23 protein-coding genes and 1 riboswitch are annotated in these 20,510 nt (G+C 50.0%); of the genes, 6 read left to right on the top strand and 17 right to left on the bottom strand.

Annotation, left to right across the window (positions count from 1 at the left end):
- Positions 1-203: 203 nt before the first annotated feature.
- The 6 genes from nikR to B2R29_RS09275 all read right to left on the bottom strand — a co-directional run bounded on the left by nikR (position 204) and on the right by B2R29_RS09275 (position 5,816).
- Positions 204-650: a nickel-responsive transcriptional regulator NikR gene (nikR, locus tag B2R29_RS09250; protein ID WP_301180791.1), complete on the bottom strand. Its 447-nt coding sequence runs from the start codon at positions 648-650 to the stop codon at positions 204-206.
- A gap of 16 nt (positions 651-666) precedes the next feature.
- On the bottom strand, positions 667-2,037 hold the full coding sequence (gene glnT, locus B2R29_RS09255) for a type III glutamate--ammonia ligase (protein ID WP_301180792.1): 1,371 nt from the start codon (positions 2,035-2,037) through the stop codon (positions 667-669).
- A gap of 26 nt (positions 2,038-2,063) precedes the next feature.
- Entirely contained in the window at positions 2,064-2,828 is a 765-nt protein-coding gene (locus B2R29_RS09260; RefSeq protein ID WP_301180793.1) for a creatininase family protein, read from the bottom strand.
- Positions 2,828-3,727, bottom strand: a complete 900-nt coding sequence (locus tag B2R29_RS09265) for an ABC transporter ATP-binding protein (RefSeq protein WP_301180794.1) — start codon at positions 3,725-3,727, stop codon at positions 2,828-2,830. The genes B2R29_RS09260 and B2R29_RS09265 overlap by 1 nt, the downstream gene beginning before the upstream one ends.
- Before the next feature lie 15 nt (positions 3,728-3,742).
- Entirely contained in the window at positions 3,743-4,693 is a 951-nt protein-coding gene (locus tag B2R29_RS09270) for an ABC transporter permease (RefSeq protein ID WP_301180795.1), read from the bottom strand.
- Positions 4,694-4,832: 139 nt separating this feature from the next.
- Positions 4,833-5,816 carry an ABC transporter substrate-binding protein gene (locus B2R29_RS09275; RefSeq protein ID WP_301180796.1) on the bottom strand — a complete coding sequence of 328 codons (984 nt, stop codon included), beginning with the start codon at positions 5,814-5,816 and terminating at the stop codon, positions 4,833-4,835.
- Positions 5,817-6,289: 473 nt separating this feature from the next.
- A riboswitch (guanidine-I (ykkC/yxkD leader) is annotated at positions 6,290-6,431 on the top strand.
- Positions 6,432-6,570: 139 nt separating this feature from the next.
- Between B2R29_RS09275 and B2R29_RS09280 the strand changes: the two genes are divergently transcribed.
- The 5 genes from B2R29_RS09280 to B2R29_RS09300 all read left to right on the top strand — a co-directional run bounded on the left by B2R29_RS09280 (position 6,571) and on the right by B2R29_RS09300 (position 14,292).
- Positions 6,571-7,302 (top strand): urea amidolyase associated protein UAAP1, encoded by a 732-nt coding sequence (locus tag B2R29_RS09280; RefSeq protein WP_301180797.1) that lies wholly within the window; start codon positions 6,571-6,573, stop codon positions 7,300-7,302.
- A gap of 11 nt (positions 7,303-7,313) precedes the next feature.
- Positions 7,314-7,952, top strand: coding sequence for an urea amidolyase associated protein UAAP2 (locus B2R29_RS09285; RefSeq protein ID WP_301180798.1), 639 nt, complete (start codon positions 7,314-7,316; stop codon positions 7,950-7,952).
- Between the two features lie 2 nt (positions 7,953-7,954).
- Complete coding sequence (gene uca, locus B2R29_RS09290) at positions 7,955-11,560, top strand: urea carboxylase (protein ID WP_301180799.1); 3,606 nt, start codon at positions 7,955-7,957, stop codon at positions 11,558-11,560.
- Positions 11,561-11,853: 293 nt separating this feature from the next.
- The gene (locus B2R29_RS09295; RefSeq protein ID WP_301180812.1) at positions 11,854-13,278 is read left to right on the top strand and encodes a DEAD/DEAH box helicase; all 1,425 of its coding nucleotides are present in this window, start codon (positions 11,854-11,856) and stop codon (positions 13,276-13,278) included.
- Positions 13,279-13,425: 147 nt separating this feature from the next.
- Complete coding sequence (locus B2R29_RS09300; RefSeq protein WP_301180800.1) at positions 13,426-14,292, top strand: hypothetical protein; 867 nt, start codon at positions 13,426-13,428, stop codon at positions 14,290-14,292.
- A gap of 78 nt (positions 14,293-14,370) precedes the next feature.
- On the opposite strand, the gene B2R29_RS09305 is transcribed toward B2R29_RS09300, so the two are convergent.
- A complete protein-coding gene (locus B2R29_RS09305; RefSeq protein WP_301180801.1) occupies positions 14,371-14,919 on the bottom strand; it encodes a hypothetical protein in 549 nt (182 codons plus the stop codon).
- 158 nt (positions 14,920-15,077) lie between these two features.
- Here B2R29_RS09305 and B2R29_RS09310 point away from each other — a divergent pair, with 158 nt between their 5' ends.
- Positions 15,078-15,236 (top strand): hypothetical protein, encoded by a 159-nt coding sequence (locus B2R29_RS09310; protein ID WP_301180802.1) that lies wholly within the window; start codon positions 15,078-15,080, stop codon positions 15,234-15,236.
- Positions 15,237-15,324: 88 nt separating this feature from the next.
- On the opposite strand, the gene B2R29_RS09315 is transcribed toward B2R29_RS09310, so the two are convergent.
- The 10 genes from B2R29_RS09315 to B2R29_RS09360 all read right to left on the bottom strand — a co-directional run bounded on the left by B2R29_RS09315 (position 15,325) and on the right by B2R29_RS09360 (position 20,384).
- On the bottom strand, positions 15,325-15,735 hold the full coding sequence (locus tag B2R29_RS09315) for a GFA family protein (RefSeq protein WP_301180803.1): 411 nt from the start codon (positions 15,733-15,735) through the stop codon (positions 15,325-15,327).
- 32 nt (positions 15,736-15,767) lie between these two features.
- Positions 15,768-15,902, bottom strand: coding sequence for a hypothetical protein (locus B2R29_RS09320; protein WP_301180804.1), 135 nt, complete (start codon positions 15,900-15,902; stop codon positions 15,768-15,770).
- A 97-nt stretch (positions 15,903-15,999) separates the two neighbouring features.
- On the bottom strand, positions 16,000-16,263 hold the full coding sequence (locus B2R29_RS09325; RefSeq protein ID WP_301180805.1) for a Txe/YoeB family addiction module toxin: 264 nt from the start codon (positions 16,261-16,263) through the stop codon (positions 16,000-16,002).
- Positions 16,260-16,502, bottom strand: a complete 243-nt coding sequence (locus B2R29_RS09330) for a type II toxin-antitoxin system Phd/YefM family antitoxin (RefSeq protein WP_301180806.1) — start codon at positions 16,500-16,502, stop codon at positions 16,260-16,262. The genes B2R29_RS09325 and B2R29_RS09330 overlap by 4 nt, the downstream gene beginning before the upstream one ends.
- 147 nt (positions 16,503-16,649) lie before the next feature.
- On the bottom strand, positions 16,650-17,123 hold the full coding sequence (locus B2R29_RS09335) for a L,D-transpeptidase family protein (protein WP_301180807.1): 474 nt from the start codon (positions 17,121-17,123) through the stop codon (positions 16,650-16,652).
- 81 nt (positions 17,124-17,204) lie between these two features.
- Entirely contained in the window at positions 17,205-17,699 is a 495-nt protein-coding gene (locus tag B2R29_RS09340) for an MltR family transcriptional regulator (RefSeq protein WP_301180808.1), read from the bottom strand.
- A gap of 91 nt (positions 17,700-17,790) precedes the next feature.
- Positions 17,791-18,339 carry a YbjQ family protein gene (locus B2R29_RS09345; RefSeq protein ID WP_349677999.1) on the bottom strand — a complete coding sequence of 183 codons (549 nt, stop codon included), beginning with the start codon at positions 18,337-18,339 and terminating at the stop codon, positions 17,791-17,793.
- 128 nt (positions 18,340-18,467) lie between these two features.
- A complete protein-coding gene (locus tag B2R29_RS09350; protein WP_301180809.1) occupies positions 18,468-18,833 on the bottom strand; it encodes a glyoxalase superfamily protein in 366 nt (121 codons plus the stop codon).
- 104 nt (positions 18,834-18,937) lie between these two features.
- Positions 18,938-19,444: a DUF2199 domain-containing protein gene (locus B2R29_RS09355; RefSeq protein WP_301180810.1), complete on the bottom strand. Its 507-nt coding sequence runs from the start codon at positions 19,442-19,444 to the stop codon at positions 18,938-18,940.
- 88 nt (positions 19,445-19,532) lie between these two features.
- On the bottom strand, positions 19,533-20,384 hold the full coding sequence (locus B2R29_RS09360; RefSeq protein WP_301180811.1) for a hypothetical protein: 852 nt from the start codon (positions 20,382-20,384) through the stop codon (positions 19,533-19,535).
- Positions 20,385-20,510: the final 126 nt, after the last annotated feature.

A 20,510-nucleotide genomic window follows, 5' to 3' on the forward strand; every position in this document is an offset into this window, starting at 1 on the left:
CACGCCCTCTGCGTTCACACGTGAAAACACGATAAACAACAGAATCAGTGCCTTTAACACGTTCATATTGCCACTATCCTTGTCAGGCAGATTACTAGAGCTAAGGTGGTTGTGCGGCCGCAGACTATCAAAATCGCAAACCATAGAAAGCACCCGTGGATGCTATGGCGCAATATATCTATTCGAAAGACGGCAATCTGAGCCTAAGACTCAGGTAATGGATGAATGGGGGGTATCAGATAGGAGTTCAGCAATAGCTTACCGTGCGCAACGCCCCGCAGGCTGATCATCTGATCGCCAATCAACCGCAGACGATCGGCCGGCCCCTGGACCAGCAATACAGCCAGTGTGTGGGTGTCCGTCAGGTTGACGCTAAGGTTGCTGATGACTTCGTCGATATAGCGATATTGCAGATCGTATAACTTTTTATGCAGACCCGGCGTTGAGTGGTTGTAGACCAGATTCAACGTCCCTGTCATCACCTCATCCCCCGACTGCGAGCGGTGCTCGTTGATATCGCGGTTGATCATGTCGCAGATGGCCTGCGAGCGACTGTCGAAGCCGCGCCGTGCCACCATTTCATCCAGCCCCCCAAGCAACGACTCGGGCAGCGAGATACTGATACGACTGAGGGGTTCCTTATTACTCATCCGGTACCTTTATCCATTAAAACAGGTGACTGTAGCGTTCGATTTCCCACTCGCTCACCGAGCGGTGGTATTCATTCCATTCTTCGCGTTTGTAGCGAATAAACTCCGCACGTAACTCTTTACCCAGCACTTCTTCAACAAACGGGTCACTCTCAAATGCCGTGATGGCTTCATCCAGTGTGCGTGGTAAAAAGCCAATACCACGGGCTTCACGTTCTTCTTCGGTCAGCTCGTAGAGGTTGGTTTCCTGTGGTTTGCCCGGATCAAGCTTTTCGCGGATACCCTCAAGACCCGCCGCCAGTACCAGCGCACAGGCCAGGTAAGGATTGGTCGCACCATCGGCATTGCGCGATTCACAACGGCCACCGCCCATGGGTACACGAACCGAGTTAGTACGGTTATTTGAACCGAACGAATTAAACACCGGTGCCCAGGTGAAATACGGCATATCGCCCTGACGCACCAGTCGCTTGTAGGAATTCACCGTCGGTGCGAAAACCGCACACAAGGCCGGGCCGTGCTTCAGTACACCCGCTATAAAATGATAACCCAAGTCAGTTAAGCCGAGCCCGTGAGGATCGTCCGCCGGTTTGCACTGGAACAGGTTCTCTTTGGTGTCGAGATCGTAGAGCGACATATTGAAGTGCGCGCCGTTCCCGGTTTTGCTCGAAAATGGTTTGGGCATAAAGGTCGCCAGAAGGCCTTCCTGTTTGGCGTATTCCTTGGCCATCATTTTCAGAAAGGTAAAGCGGTCACACGAGGTTACGGCATCGGCGTAATTAAAATCGAATTCGAACTGACCGTTGGCGTCTTCGTGGTCGAAGGAATATAAGCCCCAACCCAGATCATTGATGGAGGTCGCCATACGATCCAGCCAGCTGAAATTACTGAGGAAAGACTGTGTGTCATAACACGGCTTTTTCAGCTTGTCGTCCGGGTCCTGCGGCGCAAGAGAGCCATCTTCGTTTTTCTTGAGCAGAAATACTTCGGCCTCAATACCGAGGTTCATACCAAAGCCCATTTCTTTGGCCTGTTCGAGTACCGATTTTAAAAGCACTCGCGTATTAAGCATGTAAGGCTCGCCGTACAGGGTGTTGTCCGCTGGCATCCAGGCGACTTCGGGTTGCCACGGCAGTTGAATAATATGATCGAGATCCGGGACGGAGGCGATTTCGTCATCGTTGGGGGCCTGCCCTAAGCCATCCAGCGCATAACCGGTATAGAGTTCTGAACCGTGTGCCATATGATGCAAATGGCTGATGGGTACTACCTTGCCTTTTGGAATACCATGAATATCTACATAGGTACCCATGCAGTACTTAACGCCTTTCTCTTTCAAATCTTCCTGAATTTTATGAATTTCACTGTCAGATTTAATGTCGATCATTGTTTCATTCCCATAAAGAATGTTTTCTAAAGTACAGACTCGAAGTAACTGTGATTAAGAGGTGCCTCTTCCTGTGTGGCGTGGTGCAGGAGCGAAGAAAAGTCTTCACACATCCATTGGTACAATTGAGCGCCTTTTTCGGCACTGGCAATTGACGGGGTACCGGTCACACCATTTTTACTGGTGCGGTTGACCGGGTGGCTGAAGACGCAGCCGCCGGTGCGGTCTTCATCGTCGGCCTCGGCGAGTTTTTCCTCACGGACGATTTCCGGAAATAAATGCATCATTAACGAGGTTTCAGCATCGTTGGCGTGCCAGTCACCGGCATCGGCAAAGTGGGCGTCTTTTACGCGTGCAGAAATCTGTGCGGTATTGACCAGCGCCACCATAAAGCCATCATGACGCGCACGCAGAATCTCCAGTGCACAGCGCAATGGTGCTTCGTTGGTGACGTGGCCATTTACCAGCAAAAGGCGCCGGACACCCGAGTTTTTCACCCAGTCACCGATGTCTGAAATTACATCGATTAAGGTCTTAGGATTGAGCGCAATCGTTCCGGGCCAGCGATGAGAATGCCCAACAGAGCAGCCATAAGGTAAGGTCGGTAAAAGAAATATCTCGCTCTCAGCCGCAACATCACTGCACAGACGATGCGCGATAGCGGTATCCATGCCACAGCCCATGTGTGGACCATGTTGTTCGGTCGCACCTATCGGGAGAATGGCCGTTTCAATGCCAGAACGCACCGCATCCGCGACTTCTTCCCAGGTCATGTGACTGAGCTGAAACATCAGAACACACTCCCGACGTCATCATTCACATGCACCATACGCACAAGATTAAGATGATCGTCATCTTCTTCCTGCTCGGCCGGTGGATGAATTAACTCTTCGATGTGCTGCTTGGTGGCGAGAAATTCCGGGTCCATAAACTGATCGGGTGAACGCGGCTGCGGAACCGGCACCTCTACGATTTCCTGCACTTCGCCAGGGTTGGCTTTGAGCACTAAAATCCGGTCAGCCAGATACACCGCTTCATCAAGATCATGGGTGATAAAGAACACAGTGACATCGATGTTCTTCCAGATCTCCAGCAGATAGGCCTGCATTTTTGCCCGAGTCTGAGCATCCAGTGCACCGAATGGCTCATCCATCAGCAATACTTTAGGCCGGTTTGCTAATGCCCGGGCAATCGCTACCCGCTGCTTCATCCCGCCCGATAACTGATGCGGATAACTGTTTTCAAATTTGGTTAAGCCAATCAGGTTAATCCACTCGCGTGCTTCAGACTCTGCGGTGCCTTTGTCGTAGCCACTTTCGAGCAGGCCAAACATAATGTTCTTTTTTACCGTCAGCCACGGAAATAAGGTATACCCCTGAAATACCATGCCGCGTTCAGGCCCGGGCTGAGTGACCTCTTCGCCATTAAGAAGTACCTGCCCTGAACTGGCTTGCTCAAGCCCGGCCAGAATCCGTATCAAGGTCGACTTACCACATCCCGACGGCCCGATCACACAGACAAACTCGCGTTTATGAATCTTTAAATTAATGTCTTTTAATGCGGTAACGTCGCCAAACTGTTTATTGAGGCCTTTCACCTCCATGGTTACCGGGCGTTGTTTCAGTCGGTCAAAGCGATCTTTTACTTCGGGCGACTGATCGAGATAGCTTGGCAGTTCTGAATTTGTCATCGTCGTATCCCCCGATTATTTGGATTCTTTCTGCCATGGGAAGAGACGACGCCCCAACCATGCCAGCAACAGATCAATGGTCAGACCGAGAATCCCGATCATGATGATGGCGGCAAATACATTGTCGAAATTTTTGTAGCGCGCCTGTTGAGTAATAAACCAGGTGATGCCTGAGCTGGTACCAATCAGTTCGGCCACAATCAGATAGGTCCACGCCCAGCCGAGCAGAATACGCACATCGCGATACAGGTCTGGCAGAATGCCCGGCACTACGACACGGAACAGCATGGATCTATTCTTAGCGCCTAACGTCTGCGCCGCTTCTAACAGGCTCGGATCGAGCTTGCGGGTGGTATTGGCAACCACCAGCACCTGCTGAAAAAAGGTACCAATAAAAATGATGGCTATTTTCGGTGCCTGATAAATACCGAGAACCGCGACAGCAAGCGCACCGAACGCCGGCGCTGGCAGATAACGGAAGAATTCAATAAACGGCTCAAAGAGGCGTGAAAAGAAATCGTAAGTGCCCGCTAAAATGCCCAGTGGAATACCGATAATAGACGACAGCACAAACCCCCAGAAGATAACCTGAATACTGCTCCAGAGGCTTTCATGCAGCCACATTTCACTACGCCGTTGCGGTTCTGTGGTAAAGGCAGTAACAAATGCCACCGCAACTTCATGAGGCGCAGGAAGATAGACCGGGTTTGCGGGTTTACCTTCTGGCAGGGCCGTCTCATTGTCGCTGGCTTTGGCGTATTCGCGCTCGAATATTTCACGGTCTACCAGCAGTCCTTCACTAAAGTAACTGACTGAACCTGGCTGGGTAATTTCTACCTGCGGATGCCAGAGAAAAGGGACATAGCTGATCAGCGCCCAAAGCAAAATGGGTAAGGCGAAGCTGGCCAGGGTCACCGCGCGGCGCGGCCCTTGATCAAGCTTTCTGTTAACGGCTATTAGCTGCATGGATATCCCCATTTACTTGCCCGATTTACAGCGCCAGAGTGAGCGATCCCCTACCCTGCCAGGCATGTTTAATCGTGATTCAGAAAATGCCGGCGCAGATCACGCCGGCGTGATTAAGAAGCTGCGATAACCCTGAAGGTTACAGCGCTTCCATCAGGGATGGATCAATGTACTCATCCACCGGTTGCTTCTCGCCATACACATCGTTTGCAAGATTAAATGCATCGGCGATTTCACCTGAGCCATAAATCGATTTAAAGCCTTTCGCTTTTTCCATAAATGGCAGTGCTTCTTCTAAGGTCAGGATTTTGGTGCCGTCGATAAAGCCTTTATATTCAGACGGTGGAATGCCCACGCGTGCCGCCATAATGCTGATGGCTTCATCACGGGTTTCAGGATCTTTCAGGTAATCAACCGCCATGTACCAGACTTTGATCACTTTCATCCACTCCGCACGATTCGCCGCGAGACTCTGCGGAGAAACTGCCAACACGTCATAGATCAGGCCCGGTTCATCTTCACTGGAGTAAATGCGTTTCGAACCCGGAACCAGATTCAGTGCCTGACCAGAACTTGGCTGCCAGGCAACAATGGCATCCACCTGACCAGAAGCCAGAACCTGAGGCGTTTCGTTGGTCGGTACGTTCACCAGTTCAACGTCAGTTTCTTTCATGCCCGCTTTTTCAAGCGCGTTCAGCAGAAGCAGATGGCCAACAAAACCAATCTCAACGCCAACTTTCTTACCTTTCAGTTCTTCAATCGTACTGATACCGGCAGCAGCAACCACCATGTCATTACCATTGCTGTAGTCGTTGACCAGGATCGTGACGTTTTTCGCGCCGGTCGAACCCGTTACCAGTGCATCACCGTTGGTCATTGAAACAGCGTCCAGCTGACCCGCTGCGAAGGCATCCATACTGGCGACGTAGTCGAACCACTCGAACTGAACCTCAACACCTTCTTCTTCGAACATGCCCTTCTCAAGCGCAATCTCCCAGGCTACCCAGCCCGGCCAATCGCTGTAACCGATCTTAAGTGGTTCTGCGACAGCACTTGCCACACTCATCAGACCTGCACAGACAACAGAGACTGCACCTGCAATAAACTTCTTTCTGATCGCCATAGGATTTCCCCAATGTGGTTGTAGTATTACGGTTTTAATCATTCGTAATATTCACTAGAGCATGGGTTGTGCCAGCCCGACGTAGAATGACCAAAGACACGGCTGCATCCGCACCGGTAATCCACCCCGCTCTTCCTGAAAGTGCAACTGAAAGCGCCGTCAGTCGGGGCCTTCAGGCTTATGTCAGCTTTGCGTACCGCGCCCGACAGCGACATCGGCTCATCAGCAGACCTTACGAAATCCAATGCAACAGAAGCGCACCACCAGGTTGCAGGCAGGCAAATTCAAAGCACCAGAATCGACCACTGAGTCATATTCAAAGCCATGAAAGTGCACCAGACCGGGCTTGATTTCCGTGCTTCAGCGCGTTATCAATATAAATAGACATCTGGCACGGCAATCGCTTAGTCAGTTGTACCTACGCTTTGAAAGGCAACGCACATAAACATGCAGAAAAACATGTGCTGCTGCCACAATAAGGGCACTAGGGTTCCGGCAGGTCTGTTCTGATACGTAAAAGTACTTAGAAGAGAGAACACCAGCGACTGGACCGAGAGTGACCGACCTCCAGCGGCGTACTGGCAGGTTACACGGCGGGATAAAAGCCCGGGAGATCAGACAACGTACTGCCCACGTTTTAATGAGCAGCGTTTATGAATCCGTGAACTTGCAGGAGCCCGCACCATGACAAAACCTCATTTCCTTTTATCAATGATTTCCGCGCCCCACGTGTCTGCGCGTACAGGAGTCCTTTATGTCTGAATTTCAGTATGGTGACACTATTTACGAAGACACCCTCGGTGGTGGATGCCACTGGTCGATGCGTGTAAAGAAAGGCACGCTGTTAACACTGACGGATGTTAAAGGCGGAGCCAATCTTGGGGTGCTATTTTTTAACCCGGAAAACCTCCTTGAAAAATACAATGCACCCGACACATTAAAGGGTCAGCACACCTTTAAGCTAACCCGTGGTCATTGCCTGTATTCAGACATGGGGCGCATTTTTGCGTCCATCGTTGAAGACGACTGCGGCTGGCACGACACCGTATGCGGTAACCTGAATAAAGACATGCTACAGAAAAAATGGTCACTGAAAACCTATCAGGAAGCCTTGAACGGCTGGACCCAGAACGGCTATGACGCCTTCCTCGTCGAGCTGGCGAAGTACGGTCTTACCCGCAAAGACATGGCCGCCAACCTGAATCTCTTCAGCAAAATCAGCACCGACGCCGAAGGCAATATGCAGTACAGCGAAGGCTCAAAAGCGGGTGACAAAATCGTGCTGCGCTTCGAAATGGACACCTTGGTCGTTATGCACACCTGCCCTCATCCATTGAGTACCGCTGAAGAATATCCGGTACGCCCGGTGCACTATGCCATCGCTCAGGCGAAACCCGTCGAGGCTGATGATGAATGCATGAACTCCCGCCCTGAAAACCAGCGTGGATTTAAGAACAACGCCATCTACCAGTTTATGGGTCAATAAGGAGTCGCATCATGATTAAAGAAAGCCAACTCAACGTAAACGTTGCCGTCTTCCGCCAGACAGTTCCAGCAGGGGACTACTTCCTGCACCCTATAGAAAAAGGTCAGACATTCCGGATTCTCGATCTCGAAGGTAATCAGGCAGCCGATACTCTGTTTTACAACGCCGATGAAGTTTCTGAACGCTATAGCGCTATGGATACCATTCGCGCCCAAGGAAACGTCTACCTCACGGCTGGCACCGTGCTTCGCTCCAACGAAGACCGCCCTATGTTAACGATTACTGCTGACACCTGTGGTCGACACGATACCCTAGGTGGTGCCTGCGCAACCGAATCCAATACAGTGCGTTATTCGCTCGAAAAGAAATGCATGCACGCCTGTCGCGATAGCTGGATGCTGGCGATTAACGAAAACGAAGAATACGGCCTGAGCAAGTCAGACATTACCCATAACATTAACTTCTTTATGAACGTACCTGTGACGCCGGAAGGTGGGCTGACGTTCGAAGACGGTATTTCTGGTGCCGGTAAATACGTCGAAATGCGCGCTGATATGAATATTCTCGTACTGATTTCCAACTGCCCGCAGCTGAATAACCCGTGTAACGGCTACAACCCGACACCGGTTGAAGTACTGATCTGGGAGTAATTATGTTTAACAAAGTATTGATTGCTAACCGGGGTGCCATTGCCGTGCGTGTCATGCGCACACTGAAAGCACTCGGTGTGACTCCCGTGGTGATTTATCACGAGGCTGACAAACACTCGCTGCATGTTCAGCAGGCAGAAGAATCCTACTCCTTGGGTAGTGGCAGCGTTGCCGACACCTACCTGAACCAGGAAAAAATCCTGGGCATTGCGAAAGACAGCGGTGCTCAGGCCATCCACCCTGGCTACGGCTTCTTAAGTGAAAACGCCGGATTTTCTGATGCCTGCGAAAAAGCAGGTGTCGTATTCCTTGGGCCGACCGGCCAACAGATGCTGGAGTTCGGTTTAAAGCACAGTGCCCGTGCGCTAGCACAACAAGCCAACGTTCCGCTTCTTCCAGGCACTGAGCTTCTGACTGACCTGAGCGAAGCAAAAGCAGAAGCCACACGCATCGGCTACCCAGTAATGCTGAAAAGCACCGCCGGTGGCGGCGGTATCGGTATGCAGCTCTGTTACACCGAAGCAGAGCTGGTGAACGCTTTTGATTCGGTAAAACGTCTCAGCGCCAATAACTTCTCGAACGATGGCGTCTTTCTCGAAAAATTTGTCGAGCGCGCCCGCCATATTGAAGTTCAGATTTTTGGTGACGGTAAAGGTACGGTAGCAGCACTTGGTGAGCGGGACTGCTCATTGCAACGTCGTAATCAGAAAGTCATTGAAGAAACACCGGCACCCCGTATTTCAGAGGCAGTCCGCACTGCCCTGCATGAGACAGCGAAACGTTTAGGCGAAAGCGTAAATTACCGCAGTGCAGGCACAGTAGAATTTATTTACGACGAATCCAGCGAGTCATTTTATTTCCTCGAAGTGAATACCCGCTTACAGGTTGAGCACGGTGTCACCGAAGAAGTCTTTGGCGTCGACCTGGTCGAGTGGATGGTGCGACTCGGTGCTGGCGACGAGTTGCCGTTAAACAAAGAACGTACGCCCAAAGGCCACAGCATTCAGGCGCGTATTTATGCCGAAGATCCGGTAAAAAACTTCCAGCCTTGTGCCGGTCTTTTAAGCCGGGTGGATTGGCAAGCCAAAGCCACGGATGGAATGCGCACTCGGATCGACACCTGGGTTGAGAGCGGCACACAGGTGCCAGCATTGTTTGACCCTATGCTGGCAAAAGTTATCGTTACCGCCGATGATCGCGCTTCAGCGATTCAGGGGCTTGCAGAGACTCTCGACCAATCTGAACTATACGGCATCGAAACCAACCTGCTTTACCTGAAGTCGATTCTAAAAGACGAAGAAGTAAAAGCCGGATTGGTCTGGACGCAGAAACTGAACAAAATGCAGTTCTCCGACCCAGCCATTGATGTGATCAGCGGTGGTACTCAAACCACCGTTCAGGATGTTCCCGGACGTATTGGCCACTGGGACGTGGGTATTCCGCCGTCAGGCCCATTCGACGAATATTCTTTCCGCTTAGGTAATCGTCTGCTTGGTAATAGCGAAGATTGCGCAGGTCTGGAAATCACCTTAAAAGGCCCGGTGCTTGTCTTCCAGAAAGCCACCCAGATTATTCTGACGGGGGCAGAAACGAGTGCCGAACTGACAAGCGATAGTAAAACAACCAGCATCGCGTTTAATCAGGTCATCGAAGTGAAACAAGGTGATCAGCTTGATTGCGGCACAGTCACCGGAGCGGGTGCACGGGCTTATCTTCTGGTGGCGGGCGGAATTCAATGCCCTGAATATCTAGGCTCTCGCTCGACCTTTACGCTCGGTCAGTTTGGCGGGCATAACGGCCGGGCACTTCTGCCCGGTGATGTACTGCATCTGACCGAAGGTCACACCACCGTTGAGCCAGTCGAAACCGCCAGCAACCTGCTGCCTGATATCGGCAATGAATGGCAGCTTCGTGTGATCTACGGCCCTCACGGGGCACCGGATTTTTTCACACAAAACGATATTGATGAATTCTTTGCGGCAAACTGGGAAGTTCATTTTAATTCCAGCCGCACAGGTGTGCGCTTAATCGGCCCTAAACCCGAATGGGCACGTAATGATGGCGGCGAAGCCGGTCTGCATCCATCCAATATCCACGACAACGCCTATGCCATTGGCGCGGTGGACTTTACCGGTGATATGCCGGTCATTCTCGGCCCGGATGGCCCAAGTCTGGGAGGTTTTGTTTGTCCGGTTACGGTCATTCAGGCTGACCTGTGGAAACTCGGCCAATTAAAAGCTGGGGATAAAATCCGCTTTACACCCGTCAGCCATGACACCGCAGTCAACCTGCGTGCAGAACAAATAAACCAGTTAAATACACTGGAATACGCCCCCTCAAACGTAAGTGAGTATTTACCTGAGTCACCGGTATTAAATACCATTGATACCGACAATCATCCGACGGGTGTTGTTTATCGTCCCGCCGGTGATAATTATCTGCTGATTGAATACGGGCCGTTGCAGTTAGATATCCGTCTGCGCTTTCGTGTTCATGCCTTAATGGAGTCCTTGCAGAAAAAGAACCTGACGGGTGTGATAGAAATGACGCCGGGTATCCGCTCGCTGCAGATTCACTACGACAGTCTGGCATTAAAGCAAAGCGATCTGCTTGATCTTCTGATAAAAGAAGAAGGCGCACTGGGTGATCTGAAAAATGCCGAAGTACCTTCACGCACCGTCTGGCTGCCATTGTCGTGGAATGATATCGCCTGCCAGCAGGCCGTTGATAAATACGTAAAATCCGTACGCGCCGATGCGCCCTGGTGCCCGGATAATATCGAGTTTATTCGTCGTATTAACGGACTTGACTCCGTCGACGAGGTTAAAAAAATCGTCTTCGATGCCAGCTATCTGGTGATGGGACTGGGCGACGTGTATCTCGGTGCACCGGTCGCAACACCGGTAGACCCTCGTCACCGCCTAGTAACAACCAAATACAACCCGGCACGAACCTGGACGGCGGAAAACTCCGTCGGCATTGGTGGTGCCTATATGTGTGTTTACGGCATGGAGGGCCCCGGTGGCTATCAGTTTGTCGGGCGTACTCTGCAAATGTGGAATCGCTACAAACAAACCCGTGAGTTTACCAAGCCTTGGTTGTTACGCTTTTTCGATAAAATCCGCTTCTACGAAGTCAGCCACGATGAACTGACGGGTATTCGTGAAAATTTCCCACACGGGCAGTATCCGATCAGAATTGAAGAGGATACTTTCAACCTTGACGAGTACGAACGCTTTCTGAGCGACAACGCCGAAGGCATCAGTGCCTTCCAGACGCATCGCCAGCGCGCCTTCCAGACCGAACTCGAAGACTGGAAAGCCAAAGGCTTGCTGCGTTTTGAGTCCGATACCGGAGCCATCGAAGAGAGCGACGAGCGTGAACTTGAAAGCGGCGAATTCGCCGTCGAAAGCCATGTCTCGGGCAATGTCTGGCAGGTGTTTGTGGAGCCCGGGCAGAACGTCAAGGCCGGGCAACCGCTAATGGTGCTCGAATCCATGAAAATGGAGATTGAAGTCACCGCCCACAAAGACGGCACCGTTGTCGAGCTTCTGAAAGAAGCCGGTAAAGGTGTGGCTCCGGGCCAGATGCTGGTCGTTTTGAAATAATAACCCTGCTATACTCATACGCGACGTCAGGTAAGCTACTTAGACCTCCTGCCGTCGCGACATCCTTTATTGCCTCTTCATCGACACCCGTCTGATCCTGACAATATCTGAATGCCGCACCCGGCCACTCTCGAACTAACGGCCAATTCGCTGGCTTCAGTCTGATCCGAACACATTTTGTTCTGACTACTGCTGCTTCTGCCCATAAGGGCGACGACTTTTGCTACCGGCTTAATGCGGCTGGCAGCATCTATTGGAATATTATGTCCGACACTATAGATACGAATACTGAGATTACCTTTGATGATCTGGCGCTGGCCGAACCTATCGCCCGTGCCGTAAAAGAAAAAGGCTACACCAAGCCTTCACCGATTCAGGCGAAAGCCATTCCTGTTGTCTTACAGGGCGGCGACCTGCTGGCTTCCGCACAGACTGGCACCGGCAAAACAGCTGCTTTTACTCTGCCGGTACTGCAACAACTGCTTGATAAGCCGCGTGCGTCTGGCAACCGTGTCAAAGCGCTGGTACTGACGCCCACCCGCGAACTGGCGGCGCAGATTCTCGATAATGTCGAGATGTACAGCAAACACACTAAAATCCGCTCAACGGTCGTTTTTGGTGGTGTAAAAATTAACCCACAGATGCAAAAACTGCGAAGCGGTGTGGAAGTACTAGTCGCGACTCCTGGCCGCCTACTCGATCTGCACAGCCAGAATGCGATTAAATTTGATGAGCTGGATATTCTGGTGCTTGATGAAGCCGACCGTATGCTCGACATGGGCTTTATTCATGACATCAAACGCATCCTGAAAATACTGCCGACCCAACGCCAGAACCTGCTGTTTTCTGCGACCTTCTCAGATGAAATCCGTGATTTAGCACAACGTCTGCTGGATAACCCAGCCGAAGTCAGCGTGGCAAAAGAAAACACCACCAACGCTCAGATTGCGCACAAATTACACCCGGTCGATAAAGCTGCGAAAACACGCCTGCTGAGTCATCTGACCCGCACTCAGAGCTGGGAGCAGGCACTGGTATTCAGCCGTACTAAACATGGTGCTAATAAACTCGTACGCCTGCTAGAAAAAGACGGCATCAAAGCGGCAGCGATTCATGGCAATAAAAGTCAGAATCAACGCACTAAAGCACTGGCCGATTTTAAAGACGGTAAGATTACACTGCTGATTGCTACCGATATCGCCGCTCGTGGCATTGATATCCACCAGCTTCCTCAGGTCGTGAACTATGATCTGCCGAACGTACCGGCAGACTACGTACACCGTATTGGCCGCACGGGTCGTGCGGGTATGCTTGGGCATGCTATTTCCCTGGTCAGCGCCGATGAAATTGAACAGCTGCAGGATATTGAACGCCTGATTCAGAAGCATATTGATCGTGAACTCATCGACGGCTTTAAACCACAAAATCCACTGCCCGAGTCACGAAAGATACTGCCACCCAAGAACAAAAAGCCGAAGAAACCCAAGGCACCTAAAGAGCAGAATCAGGGTAATTCCCAAGCACGCTTTGGTGGTAACAGAAGTTCTGATGGCAACAGACGCCCTGAAGGGAGCAAAAAGCCAGGCGGAAACAACCGTCCGCGTAATCGGCCGGCTAGCAGCACAAGCAATAAAAATAGCTCTGCACCATCGTCAGAGACTAAAAAGCCGCAGATAAAAGTGCGTCGTAGCCAACGTCAAAAGGCAGTTGAAGCCTGATATTCTCCTCTGGGTTGGCCTGATATCCCGTCAGGCCAATCTGCCACCTGTCTAACTACCCCTGCTGCGCCCCCTTCGCTACTGAACAACTAAGCTAATCGGACGGCACCTATGAACTGCCGCCCCTAACTTCAGAATCAGCCAGTATTGAAGGACTCCTATGCGCAAACTTATCCTCCCTTTATCGCCAGTCCGATGCTGGCCGCGTGCGCCGGTGACGATGCCGACTCATCGGACTCAACCACCGTCGTAGCTCCAGAATCTCCGGGCGCAACCTCTCTTGAAGACTGTAGTAACGTCAGTCTCAGTACCACGCGCATCAATGCTGCGGCACGAACCACAGTGAATACCGAGCTTACGTTTGATAATGCTCTCGCCGTATGGCGCATGCCCGTATCTACAGGTCAGGAGCTCACTGCCGAGATGAACGTGCCTGCGGATAAAGACTACAACATTGCCTTCTTTGACGGCTCAGGCAACAAGCTAGCCTGTGCCGATACAGAGGGCAATGGTGTCGATGAAACACTGGAATATACCGTCGCCAGTATCAGTGAAATCTGGGTCAAAGTATGGACGCCTGCTCTACCAAGTCGGTCTGCCTTTACACTCACCATGGTCACTCCTGTTGCCACAGAAATTACTGACGATGAACCGAACGATACACCGGCTACTGCTCAGGTGGTTTCGGACTCGTTTACGACTGTCGACGGAACGCTGGATACGGATAACTCTGACGCTGATGACTATTACAAATACACAGTCAGTGAAGGCGACGTTGTCACAATCAATGCGTCTGCTACTGATGATGGGGCGAGTCTGATTTACGTTGCCTTGTCAGACTCAGACAGCACAGTATTAGAGGAGAATGGCGAGCCGGTTGTACATTACTTTGGTGAGAACGAAATGAGCACGTCCCTTACCTACACGGTACCGGCTGCGACTACCGAAGTGTATGTGTGGATGGCAGCGCAACCAGGAACAGGTAGCTACACACTGGAAGTGCAGATCGACTGATTGTGAACGAAAGAAAAGCCCCCGGATCTGGTGAAGATGCGGGGGCTTTTTTATGCGCTGAGAATTGTCCAGCAGAGCTTAGACCTTAAATTCTCTCACAACAGTCGGACGTATCAACCACCAAATTATTGCCGAATAGATAGCCACAAAAAATACGGAAATACCAAGATATATGCTATTGATTCGTTCAAAATCAATCAGTGAATATGAAAAATCTTTAGCTAGATCTTCGGGCACGGAGCCTCTATCGCCAAGCCAGACGATCTCGCTACCTACGTTGTACAGCGTCATTGCAATTCCAAGAGCAAGCCCAGCCACAAACAGAATCCGAGCCCAGTTCTTTCTTTTCAGAAAATTAATAGAAACGACCAGTACGCATAAAGGAACGGCAAAGCCGACCAGAAAGATAAAGAGGCTCATATTATCTACTAGCAGCGTGAATATGTATGGAACATCCTGAGGTAGTGCTTCCGAATTCATCATCTGAAACATTTCTCCAAATACTGACGAAGCGTGAAACATGATGTTCTGTATTAAGCCGAGAAAGGTATGAAAGCCACTTATTATAATTGCGACCCAAGCGATAAGAGTCACAAATCGGGAACGAGAGTTTGCATCTAGTGACAAGGTATACTCCTGAGAATCTGTTCTACTTCCGTTGAATGATCAACTATACTATTTAACCGTATACAACCATAGCTCAATCATTATCCCACTCTTCGCGAATAGCCTCCGGCTGAATCGCTCCTACACAGGATGTCGGGGATTAGATCTCCTGCACCATTATGAAAGACACCCTGCTTTCTTTTACGCATAAAGACAGCGAAGGACGCCATGAAATTACGGGCACAGCCCGAGAAGATATCGACGACTTAAAAACCCTGGTAGGGCTCGCCCAGAATGGCGAATTTTTGCCAGTGGTGCATAAAACGTTCGAGCTGTGAGATATTCAGGAAGCCCACCGAGCCTTAGAAAAACCCGGTAAGCATGGCAGCCTGGTGATCAGAGTCTGCGACGAAACTTAAGTTACTCTTACTCGGACTTTTCCGGTAGTTCAGGATACTGGGGAGCCGCAGAGAGCTTCCCTACCCAGCTGTGTTGGCGGGCAGTGTAAATGCGCGCCGTGGGCGTGATCTCAATCTCAGTATCAAGGCTACCCGCAGGCACCATCAACACACCGGGTAACTCGCTGCCCGGCACCGCAGAACCACAATGTTTACAGAAGCTTTTTGAATGACGGCTTCCCGGTAAATTGAAGGTGGTTACCTCATCCGCACCGCTGTCCCAACGCAGTACCGCCGACGCAGAGAACAGATTGGCTGCATGTGCGGAGCCACTGTCTTTCTGGCAGTACGAGCAATAGCAGAGATAAAAGCTGTCGAACTTCCCTTCAATCGTGAACGTTACCGCGCCACACAAACACGAGCCTTTATATTCAGTCATACATCTTGTCCTTACTTAAGCGCTGTCAGTACTTACTCAGTCGCACTCAGCCTGATGATATTAAAGCCTTCATCTTCCGACGGCTCAGAGAAGTAACGACTCATCGCCCTGAACATTTCATCCGTATCGGTTGCCGCACGATCTGGTTGTTCAACTCGCTCAGCCACGCATCCTCAGCGAAGAGAACCGCGGAACGCGATGCAACTAACTCAGCAGCTTTCGTGGACTTGCCAGCGGCCATTTTTCCGCAGAGTAAGATCAGCATTATTCGTAGTGGCTCCAAAGCCTGAGAACCTTCACCACACGCTCCTCTTCGAGCACCTGGTAAACCAGACGATGCTGGATATTGATACGACGAGAACAGGCACCGGAAAGGTCACCAATGAGCTTCTCAAACGGAGGTGGCTTGTGATATGGGTCTTCCGATATCAGCGCTAACAGGTCTTGTGCTTTTGGTTTAAGGCCGCTGGAGGCCAGCTTCTTAGCATCTTTCTGGGCTTGTTTGGTATAAACCAACGTCCATGTCACCAGTCCAGCTCCTCATCGCATGCATCTAATGGGGTATCCATTCCCTCACGAATAGACTCCCGCATTCCCGGTACAGAGAGCAGGTAAAGTGTCTCCTGGATAGCCGACCAATCTTCCTCGGACACCAGAACGGCCTTATTCCTCTTACCCATAATGACGATTGGTTGGTGGGACTCGGCAGTTTCATCGATCAACCGATAAAGGTTACTGCGCGCCTCTGTTGCTGTGATTCCGGTCATGATGCACCTCCAACGTGTTCAAATATTAACCAATTGTACGCTTTCAGGTACGTACGTCAAGACGAACGTTATGTGCGGCCCACTGTGCAATGACGCATGAAGTGGTTCTGACGCAGCCAGAACGAACTACTTGTGCTTGTTACTCGTTTACCAGTGGATTTCAATCGGAGTACCGACATCTACCCTTTCCATAAAATCATCAATGTTGCTATTCGTGAGTGCTATGCAGCCATCCGTCCAGTTGAACTTTTGAAAGAGAAATGAGAGCCACCCTAAACCGTTCTTTTGACCATGCACCATGATAAAACCACCAGGTGATACCCCAAGCTCTTCCGCCTTGGCTTCATCTTCAGCGTTGGGATAGCTGATGTGCATAGAACGATAGAATGACGAATCTTCTTTCTTGTAATCCAGAGTATATCGACCTTCAGGTGTCCGCTCGTCACCTTCCTGAACCTTATGCCCCTTTGGGTTCTCTCCAAAAACTACATGATATTCAGCTACGACTTGGCCATTTTCCATCAGCATCATACGGTTTTCTGACTTATCTACTTTAACCAAGTCAATCGACGCATTAAGCACGGCCGGATAAAGTGTCAGAAGCAGCAATATACGTTTCATGGCGAGTAACGCCGCCAGCATGCGCGGCTTTGTAGTGGAGGCGAAGCCGCAACGAAAAAGGCGTCGCCATGCCTGGCATGGTTAGTTGCTTCTCTCACGGTTGAACCTCTGAAACCCTGGCAACGCCCCAAGATGCGAAACCAGTTGGTTGACTCCAACCTGATAAATATCTCTAGCCGTGGCTTCTGGAGGCGGCTTCATAAACAGGCTCTGCACATGCCATTCAAGATTTCCGCAGAGCTGTTGAACTCTGTTGTCGGAGAATGACGCAGATACTTTATGAGCAAACTCATTTCTGATTTTTCCAACTGTTTTAATGTCCTTGTAAACCGGTTCAGGAATCACCCCAAGCAGATAGAGCAGCCTTGCCCTTGGAACCAATCCAGAAAGAGGCCCCGTAGAGTCACTCAAGAGAGCCTTGGCCTCGTTGGGGTCATCGATGAAAGTAGCTTCGAGAATTTCCTTGATCAAGCTTTCGATGTAATCACAGCCAACGATGACGATTTCACGATCATTGTCATGCTCGTAATCGAACGAACGAGAAAACTCTAAAAGCCGATCAAATTCGGATTCCATGGGCTCTCCGTGAGCAACATAACGCCCGGCCTTTGGGCGCGCGTTTTTTACGCATCCCGCCACGCTTTTCAGTGGCCTAAACGGCCGCTTGTTATATTTTAGCTTTAACAACGGTGCCACTCGCGACTACCATGATCATGGTGCCACTCGCAGAAATCTCCCCATAATCTAAATCTATTGCCACAACAGCGTTACCACCTAAAGAATGGGCTTCCCTTTTAAGTTCATCCAACACTATTTCTCGAGCCTCTCGAAGCGCTTTCTGAAGCGTACCACTTCGACCGCCTACAACATCTCTAACACTTGCCAATAGATCTTTGACTACATTCATACCAATAACAGCTTCAGCAGTTATGATCTCGATTCTCTCTTCTATATCGAGATTATGAGATGCTTCAGTAGTTAAAATAATTTTATTTATCTCATTCTCTAATGCCCGCTCTGCTTTCTGCGCTTGAATCGCGTTAATCTTCTCATTTGCGCATGAAATACAAAGGTATTGATCATTAAGATCAGTTGGATCAAAAAGTTTTCCACAGCCAGAACAAGGAGGTGTCTTCTTCTTTTGGCAGGAGCTACATATACCGTTCTTCAATTCCATGAAGCCGAAGCTATTACAACATTCTTTACATTTAGGCATGTTGTCTCCCGAAAATATAACGCCCCATTAAGGGGCCGTAACGTAGTTGATTTATTTGTGCTATTAAAGCACAAATAAAGCGACGCAGTGGAGGTCCCAGCCAGCTTGCTGGCGCCTTGAATGTCTTGTTATGTGTTTTTACGGCCATTAAATAGTACCTTGTTTGAAAAAGGATCTATTACGGTAAAACAACGATCGCCCCATGGGGCCTGCTCTATTTGTGGCTTACAAAGGGAGTAGTCTCTTGATGCTATTTCTTTGTACAAAGTATCGAGATCACTAACGTTTACGAAGACTTTGCCACCCGGCGTACAATCTCCAGAATGCTCACTAAGATGAAAGACTAAGTCGCCTCTCGTGACCTGCATATAAATCGGGAAACCTGGTTCAAATCTATGCTCCCAATCTAGGTTCATACCTAAAAAGCCAAGGTAAAATTCTTTGGCTTTTTCTTCATCGAATATTCTTATTATTGGTATCGTTTGGAAATCCATACTCTAATCCCTTAGTACACATAACGCCCCGCTAAACGGCGAGCGAAGCGAGTCCTAGTGAAGGCCACGCTTTTCTTGTGGCCGTAACGAATTTCAGCGGTTTGTTAGCCATGCATAGCAATCTCTGCAATTTTTTGTGCTTTCTCAATACTAATACCGTTGACGGAATCGTGATAAAGCTCATGCTCCACCTCATGTAAACAGAGATATGGGCGAGCACCATCAGCCTGAGGGTGAACGTCAGCTGCCAACGAATACGTGGTTTCGTAGTAAGGTAATTTGCTACAAAACCAACCGAAGTAAGCCCTGTCAGGATCTGGCTCGTCCCATGTTTCCAGGTAGTGTTCATAGCTTTCTTTGCTAAGCGAAACCCAAACGCCCCACATGAAGGGCTCCGCTACCCCATGAATTGGGATTTCAATTACCACGCGTGCGAAATAATGCGTACCATCTTCATCGGTGTAATAGCAAAGATCATCGCCGATTCTACCTTCTTGCTTTACTTTCTCTGATTGCCCCAGCCAAGGATCAGGAGCTTTAAACCCAAAGCTAGGTGAACCTTCATGCTGCTTTCCACAGCAAGAGCATTTAAAGCTAAAAATTCCCGCCATATCCCTGTTTCTACTTTTTGGCTACGCCCGCATTTGGAGCCGACTGAAAGGGTCCTAAGCAACGCAGCGGTTGGTCAACATACGCTCGTTAGCCATATTTTAACTGCTTTGCCAAATCATTGACGGCAGCCTGAACCACTAGCCACGAGATCCCACATGTATCAGCATCAGGATTCATCCGAGTTGCCATCTGTTCATATGGATGAATAAGATTTCTAAACTCCCGTAGAGAATGTGAGAACTTCTTAACATCCAGGCCAAGCCATCCAACGTGATGAGCAACGTCTATCATCTCAGCCAACTTCCAGTCAGCGAAATTCTTCACCTTACCTGTCTTATGATCCGTTGGTGCACTCGAACATTTATTAACGACTGCAGGGTTTCTCTGAAATGCTCCTAATAACAAACCTTCCAACATACTGCCCATAACAATCGTAGCGGATAGAAAGGCCCCTGCGTCCACACAACGCTGTGACTCGTCCCAGCGATTCTTCAGGACCTCTCCAACCCCGTACTCAAGTCCTAGAGCAAGGAAGTCAGGAGCTGGCAACGGTTTCAGCTCGTCGTCTTCCTCACCCACATCGGAGAAATCAATCGTAATTTTTTCAAACTTGGGCTCAGTCCCCACCAGTTTTATTTTGAAGCCCTCGACATAGAGAATATCATTCAGTTGAACCAATGCAGATTTCGTCTTTTCTCTATCTCCGGCGTACTCCCTTGGCGATGCCAGCCGCTTCAGTACTACAGCCATCTGCTCTCGGTTGCACTCTCTAAGCCGCTCCAAGACCCAACGCTGACGAGTCGAACCATCATGGACGAACTGAGATAAGCCAGCCCTTTGAAAGAACGCTGTTAACTTTGAGCTAGATCGGTATTCGGGGTTTGCCTCGTCGTTACCGCATATGAACCCAGCAATTTTATCCAACGTACTTTCGTCCATCTGACTCCCTATATGGCTAACGACCAAGCTCACCGGAAAAATAAAGATGCAAAGCGAAGCGGCGCAGCTTTATTTTGTCCGAGTGCAGCGCCTTGTTATGCCTCCCGAATTCATATACTAACCGCG

The organism is Thalassolituus sp. UBA3500, assembly GCF_002377545.1.
Lineage (GTDB): Bacteria > Pseudomonadota > Gammaproteobacteria > Pseudomonadales > Oceanobacteraceae > Thalassolituus.

Bases quoted from the DNA above. Each gene is read 5' to 3' on its own strand.
- B2R29_RS09280 (WP_301180797.1), top strand. From the start codon at position 6,571: ATGTCTGAATTTCAGTATGGTGACACTATTTACGAAGACACCCTCGGT.
- glnT (WP_301180792.1), bottom strand. From the start codon at position 2,037: ATGATCGACATTAAATCTGACAGTGAAATTCATAAAATTCAGGAAGAT.
- B2R29_RS09340 (WP_301180808.1), bottom strand. From the start codon at position 17,699: ATGGAATCCGAATTTGATCGGCTTTTAGAGTTTTCTCGTTCGTTCGAT.
- B2R29_RS09270 (WP_301180795.1), bottom strand. From the start codon at position 4,693: ATGCAGCTAATAGCCGTTAACAGAAAGCTTGATCAAGGGCCGCGCCGC.
- B2R29_RS09315 (WP_301180803.1), bottom strand. From the start codon at position 15,735: ATGACTGAATATAAAGGCTCGTGTTTGTGTGGCGCGGTAACGTTCACG.
- B2R29_RS09285 (WP_301180798.1), top strand. From the start codon at position 7,314: ATGATTAAAGAAAGCCAACTCAACGTAAACGTTGCCGTCTTCCGCCAG.
- B2R29_RS09335 (WP_301180807.1), bottom strand. From the start codon at position 17,123: ATGAAACGTATATTGCTGCTTCTGACACTTTATCCGGCCGTGCTTAAT.
- B2R29_RS09345 (WP_349677999.1), bottom strand. From the start codon at position 18,339: ATGCCTAAATGTAAAGAATGTTGTAATAGCTTCGGCTTCATGGAATTG.
- uca (WP_301180799.1), top strand. From the start codon at position 7,955: ATGTTTAACAAAGTATTGATTGCTAACCGGGGTGCCATTGCCGTGCGT.
- B2R29_RS09350 (WP_301180809.1), bottom strand. From the start codon at position 18,833: ATGGATTTCCAAACGATACCAATAATAAGAATATTCGATGAAGAAAAA.
- B2R29_RS09330 (WP_301180806.1), bottom strand. From the start codon at position 16,502: ATGACCGGAATCACAGCAACAGAGGCGCGCAGTAACCTTTATCGGTTG.
- B2R29_RS09355 (WP_301180810.1), bottom strand. From the start codon at position 19,444: ATGGCGGGAATTTTTAGCTTTAAATGCTCTTGCTGTGGAAAGCAGCAT.
- B2R29_RS09260 (WP_301180793.1), bottom strand. From the start codon at position 2,828: ATGTTTCAGCTCAGTCACATGACCTGGGAAGAAGTCGCGGATGCGGTG.
- B2R29_RS09265 (WP_301180794.1), bottom strand. From the start codon at position 3,727: ATGACAAATTCAGAACTGCCAAGCTATCTCGATCAGTCGCCCGAAGTA.
- B2R29_RS09275 (WP_301180796.1), bottom strand. From the start codon at position 5,816: ATGGCGATCAGAAAGAAGTTTATTGCAGGTGCAGTCTCTGTTGTCTGT.
- B2R29_RS09360 (WP_301180811.1), bottom strand. From the start codon at position 20,384: ATGGACGAAAGTACGTTGGATAAAATTGCTGGGTTCATATGCGGTAAC.
- B2R29_RS09310 (WP_301180802.1), top strand. From the start codon at position 15,078: ATGAAAGACACCCTGCTTTCTTTTACGCATAAAGACAGCGAAGGACGC.
- nikR (WP_301180791.1), bottom strand. From the start codon at position 650: ATGAGTAATAAGGAACCCCTCAGTCGTATCAGTATCTCGCTGCCCGAG.